This window comes from Klebsiella sp. MISC125 (assembly GCF_051131775.1).
Lineage (GTDB): Bacteria > Pseudomonadota > Gammaproteobacteria > Enterobacterales > Enterobacteriaceae > Klebsiella.
Genome location: NZ_CP180448.1, coordinates 1,346,082 through 1,361,665, shown reverse-complemented (window position 1 = coordinate 1,361,665; position 15,584 = coordinate 1,346,082). Strand labels below are relative to the sequence as shown.

Annotated in this window: 15 protein-coding genes; 3 read left to right on the top strand and 12 right to left on the bottom strand. The window is 51.4% G+C overall.

What is annotated here, in order from left to right; translation table 11 throughout:
• Positions 1–4: 4 nt before the first annotated feature.
• The 6 genes from ACMYSL_RS06470 to ACMYSL_RS06445 form a co-directional block, all read right to left on the bottom strand.
• Positions 5–1,057 carry a fimbrial protein gene (locus ACMYSL_RS06470; RefSeq protein WP_434661846.1) on the bottom strand — a complete coding sequence of 351 codons (1,053 nt, stop codon included), beginning with the start codon at positions 1,055–1,057 and terminating at the stop codon, positions 5–7.
• Entirely contained in the window at positions 1,057–1,686 is a 630-nt protein-coding gene (locus ACMYSL_RS06465; RefSeq protein WP_112213839.1) for a fimbrial protein, read from the bottom strand. Before ACMYSL_RS06465 ends, ACMYSL_RS06470 begins: the two co-directional genes overlap by 1 nt.
• A 17-nt stretch (positions 1,687–1,703) precedes the next feature.
• Positions 1,704–2,447, bottom strand: a complete 744-nt coding sequence (locus tag ACMYSL_RS06460) for a fimbrial biogenesis chaperone (RefSeq protein WP_112213840.1) — start codon at positions 2,445–2,447, stop codon at positions 1,704–1,706.
• Between the two features lie 25 nt (positions 2,448–2,472).
• Positions 2,473–4,947, bottom strand: a complete 2,475-nt coding sequence (locus ACMYSL_RS06455) for a fimbria/pilus outer membrane usher protein (RefSeq protein ID WP_434661844.1) — start codon at positions 4,945–4,947, stop codon at positions 2,473–2,475.
• A gap of 75 nt (positions 4,948–5,022) precedes the next feature.
• Positions 5,023–5,577 carry a fimbrial protein gene (locus ACMYSL_RS06450; protein ID WP_434661842.1) on the bottom strand — a complete coding sequence of 185 codons (555 nt, stop codon included), beginning with the start codon at positions 5,575–5,577 and terminating at the stop codon, positions 5,023–5,025.
• A gap of 79 nt (positions 5,578–5,656) precedes the next feature.
• On the bottom strand, positions 5,657–6,196 hold the full coding sequence (locus tag ACMYSL_RS06445; protein ID WP_181485128.1) for a fimbrial protein: 540 nt from the start codon (positions 6,194–6,196) through the stop codon (positions 5,657–5,659).
• 723 nt (positions 6,197–6,919) lie between these two features.
• Here ACMYSL_RS06445 and mutS point away from each other — a divergent pair.
• Together mutS and ACMYSL_RS06435 are read left to right on the top strand one after the other, a co-directional pair.
• The gene (gene mutS, locus ACMYSL_RS06440) at positions 6,920–9,481 is read left to right on the top strand and encodes a DNA mismatch repair protein MutS (RefSeq protein WP_182234494.1); all 2,562 of its coding nucleotides are present in this window, start codon (positions 6,920–6,922) and stop codon (positions 9,479–9,481) included.
• Positions 9,482–9,569: 88 nt separating this feature from the next.
• Entirely contained in the window at positions 9,570–10,574 is a 1,005-nt protein-coding gene (locus ACMYSL_RS06435; protein ID WP_434661839.1) for a tetratricopeptide repeat protein, read from the top strand.
• A 71-nt stretch (positions 10,575–10,645) separates the two neighbouring features.
• On the opposite strand, the gene ACMYSL_RS06430 is transcribed toward ACMYSL_RS06435, so the two are convergent.
• From ACMYSL_RS06430 to ACMYSL_RS06410, 5 genes are all read right to left on the bottom strand, one after another.
• Complete coding sequence (locus ACMYSL_RS06430) at positions 10,646–10,798, bottom strand: Hok/Gef family protein (protein ID WP_182234498.1); 153 nt, start codon at positions 10,796–10,798, stop codon at positions 10,646–10,648.
• 513 nt (positions 10,799–11,311) lie between these two features.
• A complete protein-coding gene (locus tag ACMYSL_RS06425; protein ID WP_182234498.1) occupies positions 11,312–11,464 on the bottom strand; it encodes a Hok/Gef family protein in 153 nt (50 codons plus the stop codon).
• A 306-nt stretch (positions 11,465–11,770) separates the two neighbouring features.
• Complete coding sequence (locus tag ACMYSL_RS06420; RefSeq protein WP_112213845.1) at positions 11,771–12,007, bottom strand: non-oxidative hydroxyarylic acid decarboxylases subunit D; 237 nt, start codon at positions 12,005–12,007, stop codon at positions 11,771–11,773.
• Between the two features lie 13 nt (positions 12,008–12,020).
• Positions 12,021–13,445: a non-oxidative hydroxyarylic acid decarboxylases subunit C gene (locus tag ACMYSL_RS06415; protein WP_182234500.1), complete on the bottom strand. Its 1,425-nt coding sequence runs from the start codon at positions 13,443–13,445 to the stop codon at positions 12,021–12,023.
• Positions 13,445–14,038: a non-oxidative hydroxyarylic acid decarboxylases subunit B gene (locus tag ACMYSL_RS06410; protein ID WP_181486348.1), complete on the bottom strand. Its 594-nt coding sequence runs from the start codon at positions 14,036–14,038 to the stop codon at positions 13,445–13,447. The genes ACMYSL_RS06415 and ACMYSL_RS06410 overlap by 1 nt, the downstream gene beginning before the upstream one ends.
• 170 nt (positions 14,039–14,208) lie before the next feature.
• On the opposite strand from ACMYSL_RS06410, the gene ACMYSL_RS06405 reads away from it, so the two are divergent.
• Positions 14,209–14,619, top strand: coding sequence for a MarR family winged helix-turn-helix transcriptional regulator (locus ACMYSL_RS06405; RefSeq protein ID WP_434661836.1), 411 nt, complete (start codon positions 14,209–14,211; stop codon positions 14,617–14,619).
• A 5-nt stretch (positions 14,620–14,624) separates the two neighbouring features.
• On the opposite strand, the gene ACMYSL_RS06400 is transcribed toward ACMYSL_RS06405, so the two are convergent.
• Positions 14,625–15,512, bottom strand: coding sequence for a LysR substrate-binding domain-containing protein (locus tag ACMYSL_RS06400; RefSeq protein WP_434661834.1), 888 nt, complete (start codon positions 15,510–15,512; stop codon positions 14,625–14,627).
• Positions 15,513–15,584 lie beyond the last annotated feature (72 nt).

The window sequence follows — 15,584 nt, the reverse complement described above, 5'->3', positions numbered from 1 at the left end:
CCCCTTACTGAAACTCAGCGACCACGGTGGCCGATGCCTGGAAATCCCCTTCAAGTACGTTGGTCCCGGCATTGGCAATCGGTGCGGCGGTCAGATTCCAGGTTCCCTGGTTATTATTAAAACCCGGGACGTCATAAAACTTATTCGCGGCCACTAAATTGCCGCCGGAATCCTTCAAGATAATGCCAAGGTTGGAGCGGTCGACGGCCCCGGTGGTACCTAAATAATCGCTATTGAAACTGGCGGTATTAGCCTGCTGAATTCCCAGGCGTATATTCAAGTTACCGGTCGCAAAACTTCCCCCTTCACACTTCACCTGAATCGGCACAGACTGGCTGTAGTTGTTGCCGTTAAGCAGTGATCCAGAGCTGGGGATAGTGTTAAAATCAACAGTGATCGGCGAGCCGGAGTTGACGATACATTTGTCCGGAACGGTAATAACTCCAGAGTTAATAGAGACAATAGACATTGGCGTGGTCCCCATCCCGGCGCTGTAATTGCCCAGGCGACCGTAAAGTTTAGCTATTTCGGTACCCAACAGGTTTACGCCGTTAACAATCGGCTTGGTGATCATGAACGTCACCCTCCCCTGAGCGCCGGACTCAAAGTTATTAAACTGAGTGGTTGGTGGTACGCATTTGTTCTGAAAAGCCTCGTTTGACTCATTATTAAAAGGGACCGGAAGATAGGCCATGCGCTGACCGCGAATGTAAATTTCAATTTTCACATCCATATAGTCATTGAGTTTTAAATACCCTGCCGAACTACCCTGCTGAAGTAACGAGGCAGTAGCAGAATAATAGATGGCCTGATTTTCCATGGTGATAGTACAGCTGGCTACACCAGAGTATTGGCCGCCTAATGCAAAAGTATAAGGAATGGTCGCCCCGATACTGTTGTTGGTAATATCCTGGTTGGCGACGTCAATATTATACATTTTAGGTCCGCCAACCGGCGTAATTTCCCCTTCAACTGCCGCTGCGGTTTCCCAGGACAGCAGGCCACCGCATAGCAAAATAGCGACGCGGGTTTTACGCCAGATAACCATAGCAGCCATTACAGATACTCCATTTTTAAACGCAGCAGTCCGCTAAAATTACCGGCGGTCACGTTTCGGCCGGTAGACTCCAGTACCGCAATAAACGTCAGGCTGCTGTCGCCGGTTTTCACAATAAACGGCGGCTGGGTTTGATTGATATCCAGCGCGCGCTCTTTGATATCCAGCAGACGAATACCGGCTCCGGAGGTGCTGCCAGTCAGGCGTAACAGTTGACGATTATTCTCGTCCGACTCGCCGATAAACGTCATCTGCACCGCCTGCTCGCCAGTGGTATAGAGGTGCTTGCTATTTCCCGTAGTCCTTGATGCAATGCTGTCTCGCGCCTGTGACGCCCCTTTCAGGCAATCTCGCAGTTCAACGCGAACCAGTACCGGTTGGCTACGATCGCCCGCCTGATGAAAACGGCGGGCGCTAATTTCACCCAGTTCGATGATTTGCAGACGGCTCTGCGGGGCAAGGACGCACGGCGAGGCGTAAACGGAGCCCTGAAATATCACGTTACCGCCATCTTCCCCCTGATGATCCTGGTTATAGTGCTGCGGCTGTAGCGGAATATCAGCGTCGGCCAGCGCTGGCATGCTGAGACCGAATACAAACAGTGCGAATAGCGATAAACGCGTTTTCATCATCAGGTTCCTCTCAATTACCCTTGCTGCGACGGCGGCAGAGCTTTACAGGTATTTCCCGCACAGCGATATTTCAGTTCCGGATGGCCGCCATAGTCATTCACGTACATCATGGAAAAATCACTAATTCCGCCATCTGTTACGCTGAACTCCAGACTGGATTTCGGTGCAATCATAATTCCCGGAAATTTCGTTATTTTTTCACCCTTCGTCCGCGACAGGCTAATAATGGTGATGTAATAAGGCGTCGGGTTTTGCGCGCTCATTTTATTGCCGCTTTTTTGAAAGACGACCTGATCCTGCCAAATCTCGCTTTTGCTTTTTGGGATAATGGCGGTTGGGCGGAAAAATAATTTAATCCGCGACTGCATCGCTAATTGCAGGACATTCGCTTTATCCGGCTTAGGCGGAATTTCACGCACGCTTAAATAAAACAGGCTTTCACGATCCTGCGGCAGCTGATTGATGCCATCAGTCTTGGTCACGCGCGCGACGCCTTTTTGCCCGCCGTTAATTCGCTGCAAAGGCGGCAGCACCACCAGCGGAGAGGTGATTTTATTGCCTTTGCTGTCCTCGACCCAGGACTGCGCCAGAAACGGAATATCCGGGCTGGTGTTGGTCAAATTCGCGCTTGCCGAGCTATCTTTACCGGTGATAATCAAGCGAGTGCGATCCAGTGAAACGCCCGCCTGAGCGGTACTGCTTACCGCTGTCAGCATCAGGGCGCCCATCCAGCAGAGTTTGTTACTTGTCATGCTCATTTTTGGCCTTTTATTACTGTCACTGTCATTTACACGGCAATAGCGCGGCTGTCGAACGACGCTCTATAGATGGCGGAATGGTTATCTGACACTGCTTTTTCCCGCTCCACATCACGCTTAGCGCCTCTTGTGGGTTCACCCCCGCCAGCCATCCCTGTCCGCCTTCCATAATCATCGACACGCTAACGCCATCGCCGTTAATAACCTCGGCGCCAAACGGAGGATAGGTACCGTCAGCCAGGCGAATAATGCCCATCATCTTCTCGCCCTTCGCCATGCCGAAGGTCTGATAGCCGATAGCGCCTTCGGTGAGCGTGGCGGTGCTGATGGCTTTTGCCGGTTCAATCGATTCCGACATCGCATCGACATCAACCCGGGTATCAAAGCTGTTGTAGCTCACGATGTCCGGAATCACGGCGATGCCGAAATTGTTAGTTCTTGATTTCCCGTCATTTAGCGGGACGTCGCCGATGCCGTTGGTATTCACCATCACGCGAGCGGTGTTGAGCGTCGCGCCGCTGTTGTGGATCGCCGCGCCATGTCGGGTGGCGGTAAAGCCGCCGCGCAGAGTGCTGCTCAGAGAGATATAGTGATCCTGCTGATAGCTGGCGTTGCTGTTGATTTCGGCATACTGCGAGCGGCGCTGATAATAGCCGTCGACGTTGGCATAACCGCTCTGGCTCGCCCCTGCACGCAGTCGCCACAGGTTGTTGTAGTCGCTGCTATCGGTATATGAGAGCATCGGGCTGGTTTTGCCGTTATTGGTCTGCACGTCCAGACCACTCCATTTGCTATCGCCAACCGGAACAGAAAGCGAAATAGCGATCGAGTCGTCTTTACGTCCTTCATAATCAGAACGATATGCTGAAATATTGGTGGTGATCCCGCGAATATTACCGACGTTAAACGAGCGCCCTAAAGAGATGCCGTAGCGATCCTGACTGCTGCGATTCCAGTAATTCTGGTGGGTATAGGTCAGGAATACGGTGGTCGCCTTGCCCGGCTCATCGGCCCAGAACGTTTTATTCCCGGTAATGGTATAAACTTCTTTTTCGCGCCCAAGGCTGTCATATCCCTCATAACGCTCGTTGAGATATTGCGAGAAAGAGCGGAAATCTTCCTGAGAAAAGCGATATCCGGCGAAGGTAATTGAACTGTTATATTCGTCGAAGGTTTTCGCATAGCTCAGCTTAAATGAGGTGCCTTTAAGTCGTTTCTTATTCGACTGCTGACTATAAGATTCTGTGGCATCCAGCGAGAGCGCGCCAAGAACGCTTAAATCACGACCAATACCAGCGGAAACCGCAGTATATTCAGCCCCCGCGCTTTGCAGCCCACCATATAGCGACCAGGCGTTGCTTATCCCCCAGGAGAAGTCGCCAGAAGCGAATCCCGGTCCCTGAATTTTATGGCTGTAGCGGGATGGCGCACCGATCGCCACGTTGTAGCGCACATAGCCCGGACGCGTGAGATAAGGAATATTGGCGGTGTTGACCTGGAAAGTGGAGATTGAACCATCCTGCTCTTCCACCTGTACATCCAGCGTACCGCGCACAGAACTACGTAAGTCCTGGATATTAAATGGCCCGGCAGGGACCGTGGTTTCATAAATAATGCGCCCGCTCTGCTTCACCGTCACTTTGGCGTTAGTCTTGGCCAGACCGCGAATTTCTGGCGCATAACCTTGCAAGTTCGGCGGCAATTGGCGCTCATCGCTGGCGAGATTAAGCCCGGTAAAACGTACGGTGTCGAAGACCTGAGAATCGAGGTAGATCTCCCCTGCCGTCAATTTTGCCGCCAGCATTGGCAGCGGACGATAGGCGTAGACCTGATTCATGTCGAAATCGAACTGGTGCGTCGAGCTGTAATAGCTGGTCTGGTATTCACCACGCAAACGCCAGCCACCGAGGTTGACCCCAGTCTGACCATAGCCGCTTAAGGTGCTGTAATCTTCGTGCATATCAAGCTGGCGGGTATATTGCCCGGTCAGGCTGTAGTCGAGTAGAAACCCACCAATTCCCTGGTCCCAACGCTCTGGTGGCACCCAGTTTGGATCATTGTATTTCATCCATGCCTGCGGGACGGTGATGTCCAGCACCCCGGCATAGTTACTCAGCGTGGCGCCGGGAAGACTCAGCAGGTCATAGCAATCCGCAAACGGCTGTGCAACCTTCTGTTGCGCTTCCTCTTTCAACGCTAATCTTGAGAGAATTTCGCCGTTAATACAGGCCTGGGTATGTTTCTCGTCTTTGGAGGCCAGATAACGAACTTTTTGCTGCCCCACTGCCTGGCCATTAATTTTAATGTCTAAGAGATATTCGCTTGGCGGAACATAGTTATCGGTAGCAAAACGGGTTAAATCAATATTGCCGCGGTCGGCGGCATCCAGTACGTCGGTATTGAATTCTACATCCGAGGAAGCGCAAGCCATAGAAGTGCAGCAGAAGAAAAGTATCTGAGAGAGGATTACGTTTATTTTTATTTTTTGTTCTGCTGACATGACTATTCATCCCGAATCATTCAGTAAAATATCGTGCGCGACAAACAAGCTAAAACAAGAATAACTGGCTTGTTTCTAGTTATAATCCATAAAGAAACGAGTGACGGCGTAGAAATCCCCTGCCTTAATATGTTGCTGAACCGGAACCAGTGAAGCGGTGAATTTCAGCGTATTATTCTCATCACTCAAAAGATATCCCGAAGAGGGTTCCCCAAAGGTTAAAACCTCTCCATGGCGATCGCGGATCTGTATACCAAACCCTTTTCCTTCGCCATCAGGTATTAATACCGTTGAATCTTGCGAAGAGGCGTTTCCTGTAAAGGTAATCGTGGCAAAAGCGCCTGGACTTGACTGATTATCACTGCCGAAAGACTCGCAGCCGATTAAGCGCACCAGAAAAGGCCGGGTAAGCTTGCCCTCTTGATCCATATTAATATCGCGAGCGGATATATTGCCAAAATCCACCCATAGCTCTCGCGAGTCAGGATCAATATCACATGCGGCGGCAACCAGCTCGCCAGAAAGCTCTAACTTTCCTGGGGTAAAATTAGTACTCAAAGCATGTCCGGAAAAGAGCAATACAGATACGAATAACCCTACCAGTCTCTTTTTCTCTGTATCCTTTACCATACTCAGAATTCCATATTATCTGGTATATAGCCAAATATCGCGGGGAGAAATCTCCCCGCGAACGATAACTCAAAATCGATTATTGATAATCGATAGTGAAATTGATCGTTGACTGGAATGCACCAGCGGTCACGGTAGTTGTAGAACCGGTTGCTGCTGCTTCTGCTTTCAGGAAGGCCACGAAAGGAATGGTGTTAGTTCCATCAACCAGAGTTACCGGAGTAGTCTGCGCGCCCCAGGTAACAGTCTGGCTAGCACTGTCTTTCAGGCCGATACCCGCACCAGATGCGGAACCAGAAGTGAATGCTGCCAGAGTAGGATCGTTCGGGTTAACCGAAGTCGGAGTGTAGGAAACAACGGCACTGCTGGCAATGGTGGTATCGCAGTACTGCAGTTCGATGTTTTTGGTTTCAGTTGCCTGACCACCGCCTTGCAGCAGGGAAACAGGAACCTGACCAAAATCAACGGTTACCGGGCTGGACGACGGGGCTAAACCGCAAGCGGTGTTGACCAGCTCACCCTGAAGTTCAATCTGACCGTTAGTTGTATCAGCCAGAGCAGACATAGAACCGAGAGCAGCAGTTAATGCCACAGCCATAGCAACTTTATTCAGTTTCATAGAAAATTCCTGCGTTATAAATTTTTATCCTAAAAAGTAAAGAGCGATAAAGTCGTGGTATTATATTTGCCCAACGACCTGCTGCCCTCCGCATTACCGAAAAATCCGTTTTAATAATTAAACCGCCACAATAAGATTTAATTACAGCCAGATCCCCTGGTCGACAAAAATATTATCAAATCATTTTCCATGTAAAAAGTAATACATTGAACAGGTAATTAAAAAAACATTTAACCTCGCGAACATTGTTAGCCCAGGAAATTAACTCGCAGAGCATTGAGATACATCCTAAAAACAAATTACGAAAGGTTATTAATAGATTAAAAACTATAAAAAGCCATCGTTGAATAATTGTAAATTATATTACATTTAATTAACATTAAAATAAATCCAATCCATGTCATGATAGAAAATCGCAAAACATATTGAAGAAACAATATGTTTCATGGCGTTTCTGAGACAGATAGCAGACATCGAACAAAGCTCGCCGCTACGCTGCCATAAGCACGCTATTCCTCATCTTTAACTTCACCATGCCACCCACTCTGGCCCCACCTCTTCCTTCTTGTTTTCCTGACATTCAGACTCCGTTATCATGCTGCCTATGTGCAGATGAAAAGAAATGCAGAGTTTCACAGGAACCAATGAGGCGGAGTGCGACGTAATGAGAACAATAAGCTCCGCTAACTCATTAAAACTTAAGAAAATGGACATCATAAACTGATGAGTACACTAGAGAATCTTGACGCCCATACCCCTATGATGCAGCAGTATCTCAAGCTGAAAGCCCAGCACCCGGAGATCCTGCTGTTTTACCGGATGGGGGACTTTTACGAGCTGTTCTATGATGATGCTAAACGCGCATCACAACTGCTTGATATCTCGCTGACCAAACGCGGAGCGTCGGCGGGCGAGCCGATCCCGATGGCCGGGATCCCGCACCACGCGGTGGAAAACTATCTCGCCAAGCTGGTTAATCAGGGTGAATCGGTCGCCATTTGCGAACAGATTGGCGACCCGGCCACCACCAAAGGGCCGGTCGAGCGTAAAGTGGTGCGCATTGTTACGCCCGGCACCATCAGCGATGAAGCGCTATTGCAGGAGCGTCAGGATAACCTGCTGGCCGCCATCTGGCAGGACAGCAAAGGCTTTGGCTATGCCACGCTGGATATCAGCTCCGGGCGTTTTCGCCTGAGCGAACCGGCTGACCGGGAAACCATGGCGGCAGAACTTCAGCGCACCAATCCCGCCGAACTGCTGTACGCTGAAGACTTCGCCGAATCCTCACTGATCGAAGGTCGCCGCGGACTACGCCGCCGCCCGCTGTGGGAGTTTGAAATCGACACTGCGCGCCAGCAGCTCAATATGCAATTCGGCACCCGCGATCTCATCGGCTTTGGTGTAGAAAATGCGCCACGCGGACTGTGTGCTGCTGGCTGTTTACTGCAATATGTCAAAGATACCCAACGTACCTCGCTGCCGCATATCCGCTCCATCACCATGGAGCGCCAGCAGGACAGCATCATTATGGATGCCGCCACTCGCCGTAATCTGGAGATCACCCAGAACCTGGCTGGCGGCATTGATAACACGCTAGCCGCGGTGCTCGACTGCACCGTCACCCCAATGGGCAGCCGTATGCTTAAGCGCTGGCTGCATATGCCAGCGCGTGATACCGATGTGCTGGTAGAACGCCAACAGACCATCGGCGCGCTGCAGGAACGTTACACTGAACTGCAGCCGATACTGCGCCAGGTTGGCGATCTCGAACGTATTCTGGCGCGTCTGGCCCTGCGCACCGCCCGTCCGCGCGACTTAGCACGTATGCGCCACGCGTTCCAACAACTGCCGGAACTACGCGCTATGCTGGCCGATGTTGACTGCGCACCGGTGCAACAGCTACGTGAGAAGATGGGCGAGTTTACCGAACTGCGCGAACTGCTGGAGCGGGCGATTATCGATGCGCCGCCGGTGCTGGTTCGCGACGGCGGCGTTATCGCTCCCGGCTACCATGAAGAACTCGACGAGTGGCGGGCGCTGGCTGATGGCGCGACGGACTACCTCGACAAGCTGGAGATCCGCGAACGCGAGCGCCTGGGGCTGGATACGCTGAAAGTAGGCTACAACGCCATTCACGGCTATTACATCCAGATTAGTCGCGGTCAGAGCCAGCATGCGCCGATTCACTACGTCCGTCGTCAAACCCTCAAGAACGCCGAGCGCTACATTATTCCTGAGCTGAAGGAGTATGAAGACAAGGTACTGACGTCGAAAGGGAAAGCCCTGGCACTGGAAAAACAGCTGTACGATCAATTATTCGATATGCTGCTGCCGCATCTTGGCGACCTGCAACAGAGCGCCAGCGCGCTGGCGGAGCTTGATGTGCTGGTTAACCTTGCCGAGCGCGCGGAAACCCTCAACTACTGTCGCCCAACCTTTAGCGATAAACCGGGTATTCGTATCAGTGAAGGCCGCCACCCGGTGGTTGAACAAGTGCTGAAAGAGCCGTTTATCGCTAACCCGCTAAACCTGACGCCACAGCGCCGAATGTTAATTATCACCGGTCCGAACATGGGCGGTAAAAGTACCTATATGCGCCAGACTGCGCTGATTGCGCTGCTGGCCTATATTGGCAGCTACGTCCCGGCACAAAAGGTCGAAATTGGCCCTATCGACCGTATCTTCACCCGCGTTGGCGCGGCGGATGACCTTGCCAGCGGTCGCTCGACCTTTATGGTAGAAATGACCGAAACCGCCAATATTTTGCATAACGCCACCGAGCACAGCCTGGTGCTGATGGATGAAATTGGCCGCGGTACTTCAACCTACGATGGCCTATCGCTGGCGTGGGCCTGTGCGGAAAATCTGGCGAACAAAATTAAAGCATTGACCCTGTTCGCTACCCACTACTTCGAGCTGACCCAACTGCCGGAAAAAATGGAAGGCGTCGCCAACGTCCATCTTGATGCGCTGGAGCATGGCGATACCATCGCCTTTATGCACAGCGTGCAGGATGGCGCGGCCAGCAAGAGCTACGGTCTGGCCGTCGCAGCACTGGCCGGAGTACCGAAAGAGGTGATTAAGCGCGCGCGACAGAAACTGCGCGAGCTGGAAAGCATTGCCCCGAGTACCGCCGCCACTCAAGTAGATGGTACGCAGATGTCGCTGCTTTCCGCTCCGGAAGAAACGTCGCCTGCGGTTGAGGCGCTGGAAAATCTCGACCCGGACTCACTGACCCCACGTCAGGCGCTGGAGTGGATTTATCGGCTGAAAAATCTGGTGTAGTTGATGTAGTCGTCTATACGGGTAGCTTCGGTTGCCCGTATAATGACAACCTCCATAAACAAAAACGATTAACGCCATATATATTGATATGGTGAACAACATCCTGACAATGAAAAAGAAATATTTATATATATTATTAATATGCATTGCGACATTAGTTATGTATATACTCCAACCAGCAGAAACCACTCGTCATGATAAAGCCACGTTAAATTATTTCGTTAGATTAATTAAATCCCCCTCCGTTGATAAAGGTATAAACACGCCAGGCATGTTTTTGGAAATTTCCGCGATTCGCGATGATCCAAAGTCCCAATATAAGCTCGGCGCATATTATCTGGAAAAGAAAGCGGGAAATATTTATGACCCGCAAACAGGGGAAAAATGGATGCGGCTGGCCGCCGGGCAAAACTACGCTCCAGCCCAGCTCTGGTTAGGCAATATGTACCATCTGGGCTATAGCGTAGCGAAAAATACCCGGGAGGCAGCTCTCTGGTATCTGAAAGCGGCAAACAACGGCAACTCCACCGCGCAAAGCAATCTTGGCGTCTTGTATATGACCGGAGATGGCGTCAAGCAAGACGTACAACAGGCGGTCAGTTGGTATAAGAAATCTGCGGCGCAGGGAGATGCAGCAGGTCAGCAAAATTTAGGCCGCAGTTATGAAAGAGGCATCGGTATCGCCCCTGATATTGAGCGAGCTATCTATTGGTATAAAAAATCGGCGGCGCAAAACTCTGCTTCCGCGCAGTTCGCCCTCGGCCAGCTCTATTACTTCGGTCAATACGTTCCGCAAAATTATGCTTTAGCCTGGGAGTGGTTTATGAAGGCGGCAAAACAGAACGATGTTAACGCCCTGTTTAATTTAGGCGTAATGTACAACGATGGTAACGGCGTAACAAAAAGCAAAGCGCAGGCCTTATCCTGGTTTCGCAAAGCCGCCGAACAAAATGATTCCGAGTCACAATATATTGTCGGAGAAATATACGACGAAGGAGATGGCGTTCCGGTAGATAAAAAACAGGCCGTATATTGGTATCAGCTCGCTGCCAATAATGGTCACCAGCAAGCCAAAAAAGCGCTGGAGAAATAGCGCGGCTGAAAGAATGGGTGCATGAGAATGAAACCTGACAACCAGTACGCGGGGTTACCCCCGCGTTGTTGCTACTTCTTCGATTCGTAAGCGAGAACAGCTTTAAACTCCATACTACGCTCTTTGATACTTAGCTCGCATAGCGAGTTACGTACCATCAGCGTAAATCCCAGCGCTGTGATACACAGCACAATGATTGCCACAAGGGCATATTTTGTCAGCATGTCTTGCCTCCCTGCAAAGAAGAGACTAACATCTGAATTGTCGATGTTCATACGCTAGCCTCAGTTGATAGAAATATCTCCTGGGGCTTTCGTCTATCTGAAATCTCACAAATGCTCAAAGCCAGATAGCCTCAAGCACCCGCGCTTATTCTATACCCGGCTGGCGTGATGTTTGCAAATGAAAAAAGAGTTTTACAGATATTTATTATAACTTGCGAGCACGCTCGTAGAACGCATATTACCTTACAGAGATAATTGCATTTTAAAATAGTAAACACACACTCACTTATCCGGAGTGAAAATGACGACAACGCGCTATTAAAAATAGAATCTCACCGTTACAATCATATATGGATGGCTGGAGATATTCATGGCTGTTATTCTTTTCTCAATCATCGACTAAAAGAGCTTTTTTCGTTATTTCGCACATGATAATCCGCCGAGGTAGATATAAAATGGGTGCTAGAGGATACGTCCTGACAACCAGTACGCGGGGTCGCCCCCGCGTTGTTGCTACTTCTTCGATTCGTAAGCGAGAACAGCTTTAAACTCCATACTACGCTCTTTGATACTTAGCTCGCATAGCGAGTTACGTACCATCAGCGTAAATCCCAGCGCTGTGATGCACAGCACAATGATTGCCACAAGGGCATATTTTGTCAGCATGTCTTGCCTCCCTGCAAAGAAGAGACTAACATCTGAATTGTCTAGGTTCATCCGTTAGCCTCAGTTGATAGAAATATCTCCTGGGGCTTTCGTCTATCTGGAACCTCAAAAATGCTCAAAGCCAGATAGCCTCAAGCACCCGCGTTTATTCTATACCCGCTGATGACGAAAATTACCTTGAGTAAGTTGAATTCCATCTTTTTATTGCAGGTTGCGATAATGCTCGCAAGAATTTATATCTATTAGTCCCAGCTTTAATTTATAAATCAAATATAAAACGGGCCCGACTTAGCGGGCCCGTTTCTTTTAGCGCTTATCTTCCGCCAGCAGCGGCGGAATACTCGGCACCATTGGCGATTCATCAATATCCTTCTGCGTCATGCGAAACGCTTCCGGATAGTGCTCGCGGCTGGTGCGGCGTAGCGGCTCGGTATCACGCCAGGTGTAGAAACAGTGTTGGCACTGAAATACCGTCCAGACATCTTTTACCGGCGACTTCGCCAGCACTTCAATATGTTCATCGACGCAACGTGGACAAATCATCTTTATCTCCTTATTAACGGTTGGCCAGCATGGCGGTCAGTTTTTCAACCCAGGCTTTGGTTTCAGGGAGGTCCTGTACCGGCTGGCTGTAGTGACCACGAAGATCCGGCGCAACCGGCGTAGTCGCGTCGATAACCAATTTGTCAGTGATCCCCGCCGGGCTTGAGCCTGGGTCAAGTTCCAGCACGGACATATTCGGCAACTGGACCAAATCCCCCGCCGGGTTCACTTTCGAAGACAGCGCCCACATCACCTGTGGCAGGTTGAACGGATCAACGTCCTCATCAACCATAATCACCATCTTCACATAGCCCAGACCGTGTGGCGTGGTCATCGCCCGCAGGCCAACCGCACGGGCAAATCCGCCGTAGCGTTTTTTAGTGGAGATAATCGCCAGCAGGCCGTGAGTGTACATGGCGTTGACGGCCTGCACTTCTGGGAATTCCGCTTTCAACTGCTGGTACAGCGGCACGCAGGTCGCCGGCCCCATCAGGTAGTCGATTTCTGTCCACGGCATACCGAGGTAGAGAGATTCAAAAATCGGTTTAGTGCGATAAGAGACTTTATCGATCCGCACCACCGTCATATTGCGCCCACCGGAGTAGTGACCGGTGAATTCACCAAACGGCCCTTCGATCTCGCGCTTGCGGCTCTCAATAACGCCCTCAAGAATCACTTCCGAGCCCCACGGCACGTCAAATCCGGTCAGCGGTGCGGTGGCAATCGGGTACGGACTTTCGCGCAGCGCGCCCGCCATCTCATATTCCGACTGATCGTACTTCAGCGGCGTGGCGCCCATCAGGGTGATAACCGGGTCATTACCGAGGGTGATAGCGATCGGCAGGTCTTCGCCGCGCTCTTCGGCTTTGTGCAGATGCAGTGCGATGTCATGCATGGGGATAGGTTGCAGGCCCAGCTTACGCTTGCCCTTCACTTCCATGCGATAGATACCAACGTTCTGCTTGCCAAAATTGTCCGGGTCCAGCGGATCGCGAGAAACCACGCAGGCTTTGTCGAGATAAAAACCGCCATCGCCATCGTTCAGACGAAACAGCGGCAGAATATCAAACAGATTAATGTCTTCACCGTCGACGGTATTTTCTGCCCACGCCGGGTTTGCCCGACGCTCCGGCGTTACCGGGAATTTATCCCAGCGACGAATAAACTCATCAATCTGTTTTCTCACCGGCGTGTTCGGCGGCAAACCCATCGAAATAGCGTGGTTCTGCCACGAACCGATAGTATTCATCGTCACACGGGCATCGATAAAACCACGAATATTGTCGAACCACAGCGCCGGTGCACCATCGCCAATACGTCCGGTGGCGTTAGCGGCGGCAGCAAGATCCGGCTCCGCGTTAACTTCTTCGCTAATTTTCAGCAGTTGCCCCTGGTCGTCCAGCGCCTGCAAGAAGCTGCGCAAATCATCAAAAGCCATTATTCATTCTCCTGTGAAAAATTCTCTTCCGTCCGTAACCCATTCCAGCGACGTGCTTTGTGATAATCCAGACCAAACTGATCCAGCACCCGCGCGACAACATGGTCAGTGACGTCTTCAATGGTTTCAGGGTGGTTGTAATAAGCGGGCATGGGCGGCACCATCGCAACGCCCATGCGGGACAGAGCCAGCATGTTTTCCAGATGGATGGTGCTCAGCGGCATTTCGCGCGCGACCAGCACCAGCTTGCGGCCCTCTTTCAGCACTACGTCAGCCGCTCGACCAACTAACCCTTCGGCATATCCAGCACGAATACCGGCCAGCGTCTTCATACTGCAAGGGATGACAATCATGCCGTCGGTACGAAATGAACCAGATGAGATGATGGCGGCCTGGTCGGCAGGGCTATGCGAGAAATCAGCCAGTTCAGACACTTCGCGCGCACTGTACGGCGTCTCCAGTTCTATCGTGGTTTTGGCCCATTTCGACATCACCAAATGGGTTTCCACTTCCGGCATCTCACGAAGCGCCTTAAGCAGCGCCACGCCCAGCGGAGCGCCCGTCGCCCCGGTCATCCCAACAATTAACTTCATCATCACCTCACATATTGTTCGTACACGAACATTTTTATTAACCCTACGCTTGCAAGGCCATCTACGCAAGGTTGTTTATATACGTCCGCATTTTTAATCAAAACAGGAAAAATGCGCAAAAGCGCTGCGAACGGCTATCATAGAGTCGACTGTTTTATTACGGAGTTGTCATGGAGTTAAGAAACGAGGCGTTCCATCTATTGCGCCAGCTTTTTCAACGGCACACCGCCCGCTGGCAGCACGAACTGCCGGATCTCACCAAACCACAGTATGCGGTGATGCGCTCGATTGCGGAGCATCCGGGCATTGAACAGGTGACGCTAACGGAGGCAGCGGTCAGCACCAAAGCGACTCTGGCGGAAATGCTGAGCCGCATGGAGAGCCGGGGACTGGTGCGTCGTGAGCACGATCCAGCCGACAAACGCCGCCGTTTTGTCTATTTAACCGAGGAAGGCCAGGCGTTGTTGGCAAACTCCATGCCGCTGGGAAACGCTGTTGATGAAGAGTTTTTGGGTCGTCTGAGCGACGAAGAGCGCCAGCAGTTTTCACATATTATCCATAAGCTGATCGCGCAAGAATAAAAAGATTAACCCTGGCGTTCGCGTAAAAAATCAATAAACGCCCGGACCTTAGTGGGTACATGCTGCGCATCCGGGTAGACCGCGAACACACCCTGATGCGGAAAAGTAAATTCCGGCACCACCTGAACCAGTTTTTGCTCTCTTAGCGCAGTCGCCACCAGCCACTCGGGTAACAATGCAACACCGCTACCCGCCAGCGCAAATGCCATCAGCGCACTGGCGCTGTCTGCCGACAGACGCGGTACCTTTTTAATGTCAAAAGCGATGCTCTCATTGCGCGGCCCAGTGAGCTGCCAGCGTAGCGGTGCGGACAGGCGCTCATGAATAATCCAATCCGCCTGAGCCAGCGCCTCAAGGGTTTTCAAAGGATGCTCAGCCAGCCATGCCGGGGCAGCTACCGGGATAATGGCAAAGCGGGATATCAACGCCGCCCGGTAACGTGAATCCGCCAGCGTTCCGAGACGAATCGCCACATCAAAACGTCCGGAGATTAAATCCGCGTGATGCGAAGAGGAAACGTGGCGCACGCGCAGCGCCGGGTGCCGCGCACTGAACTCCGCCAGCGCAGGAATAATCACCTGCGCACCATATTCTGGCGTCGTGGTCATCCGCAGTTCGCCGCTCAACCCCGAGTGGCTGGCCCGCACCTCATCTTGCAGGTTTTCAGCCGTTTTCAGTAACGCAACGCCGCGATGATAAAACAGCGAACCGGCCTCAGTCAGCGTCAGCCTGCGCGTGGATCGCAACAACAGCGTGACGCCAAGTTCGCTCTCCAGCTGTCGGACGTTAAAGCTGATCACCGCTTTGGTTTGCCCAAGCGCCGCTGCCGCAGCGGTAAAACTGCCGCTATCCACCACCGCCACAAACATGGTCATTCGCTGTAGATTCAGCATGCCATCACTTATTGTCAAAAAATTTTAGACAGTATATCCCCGAATGTCGCGTTTATCCGCCCCACCGACGAG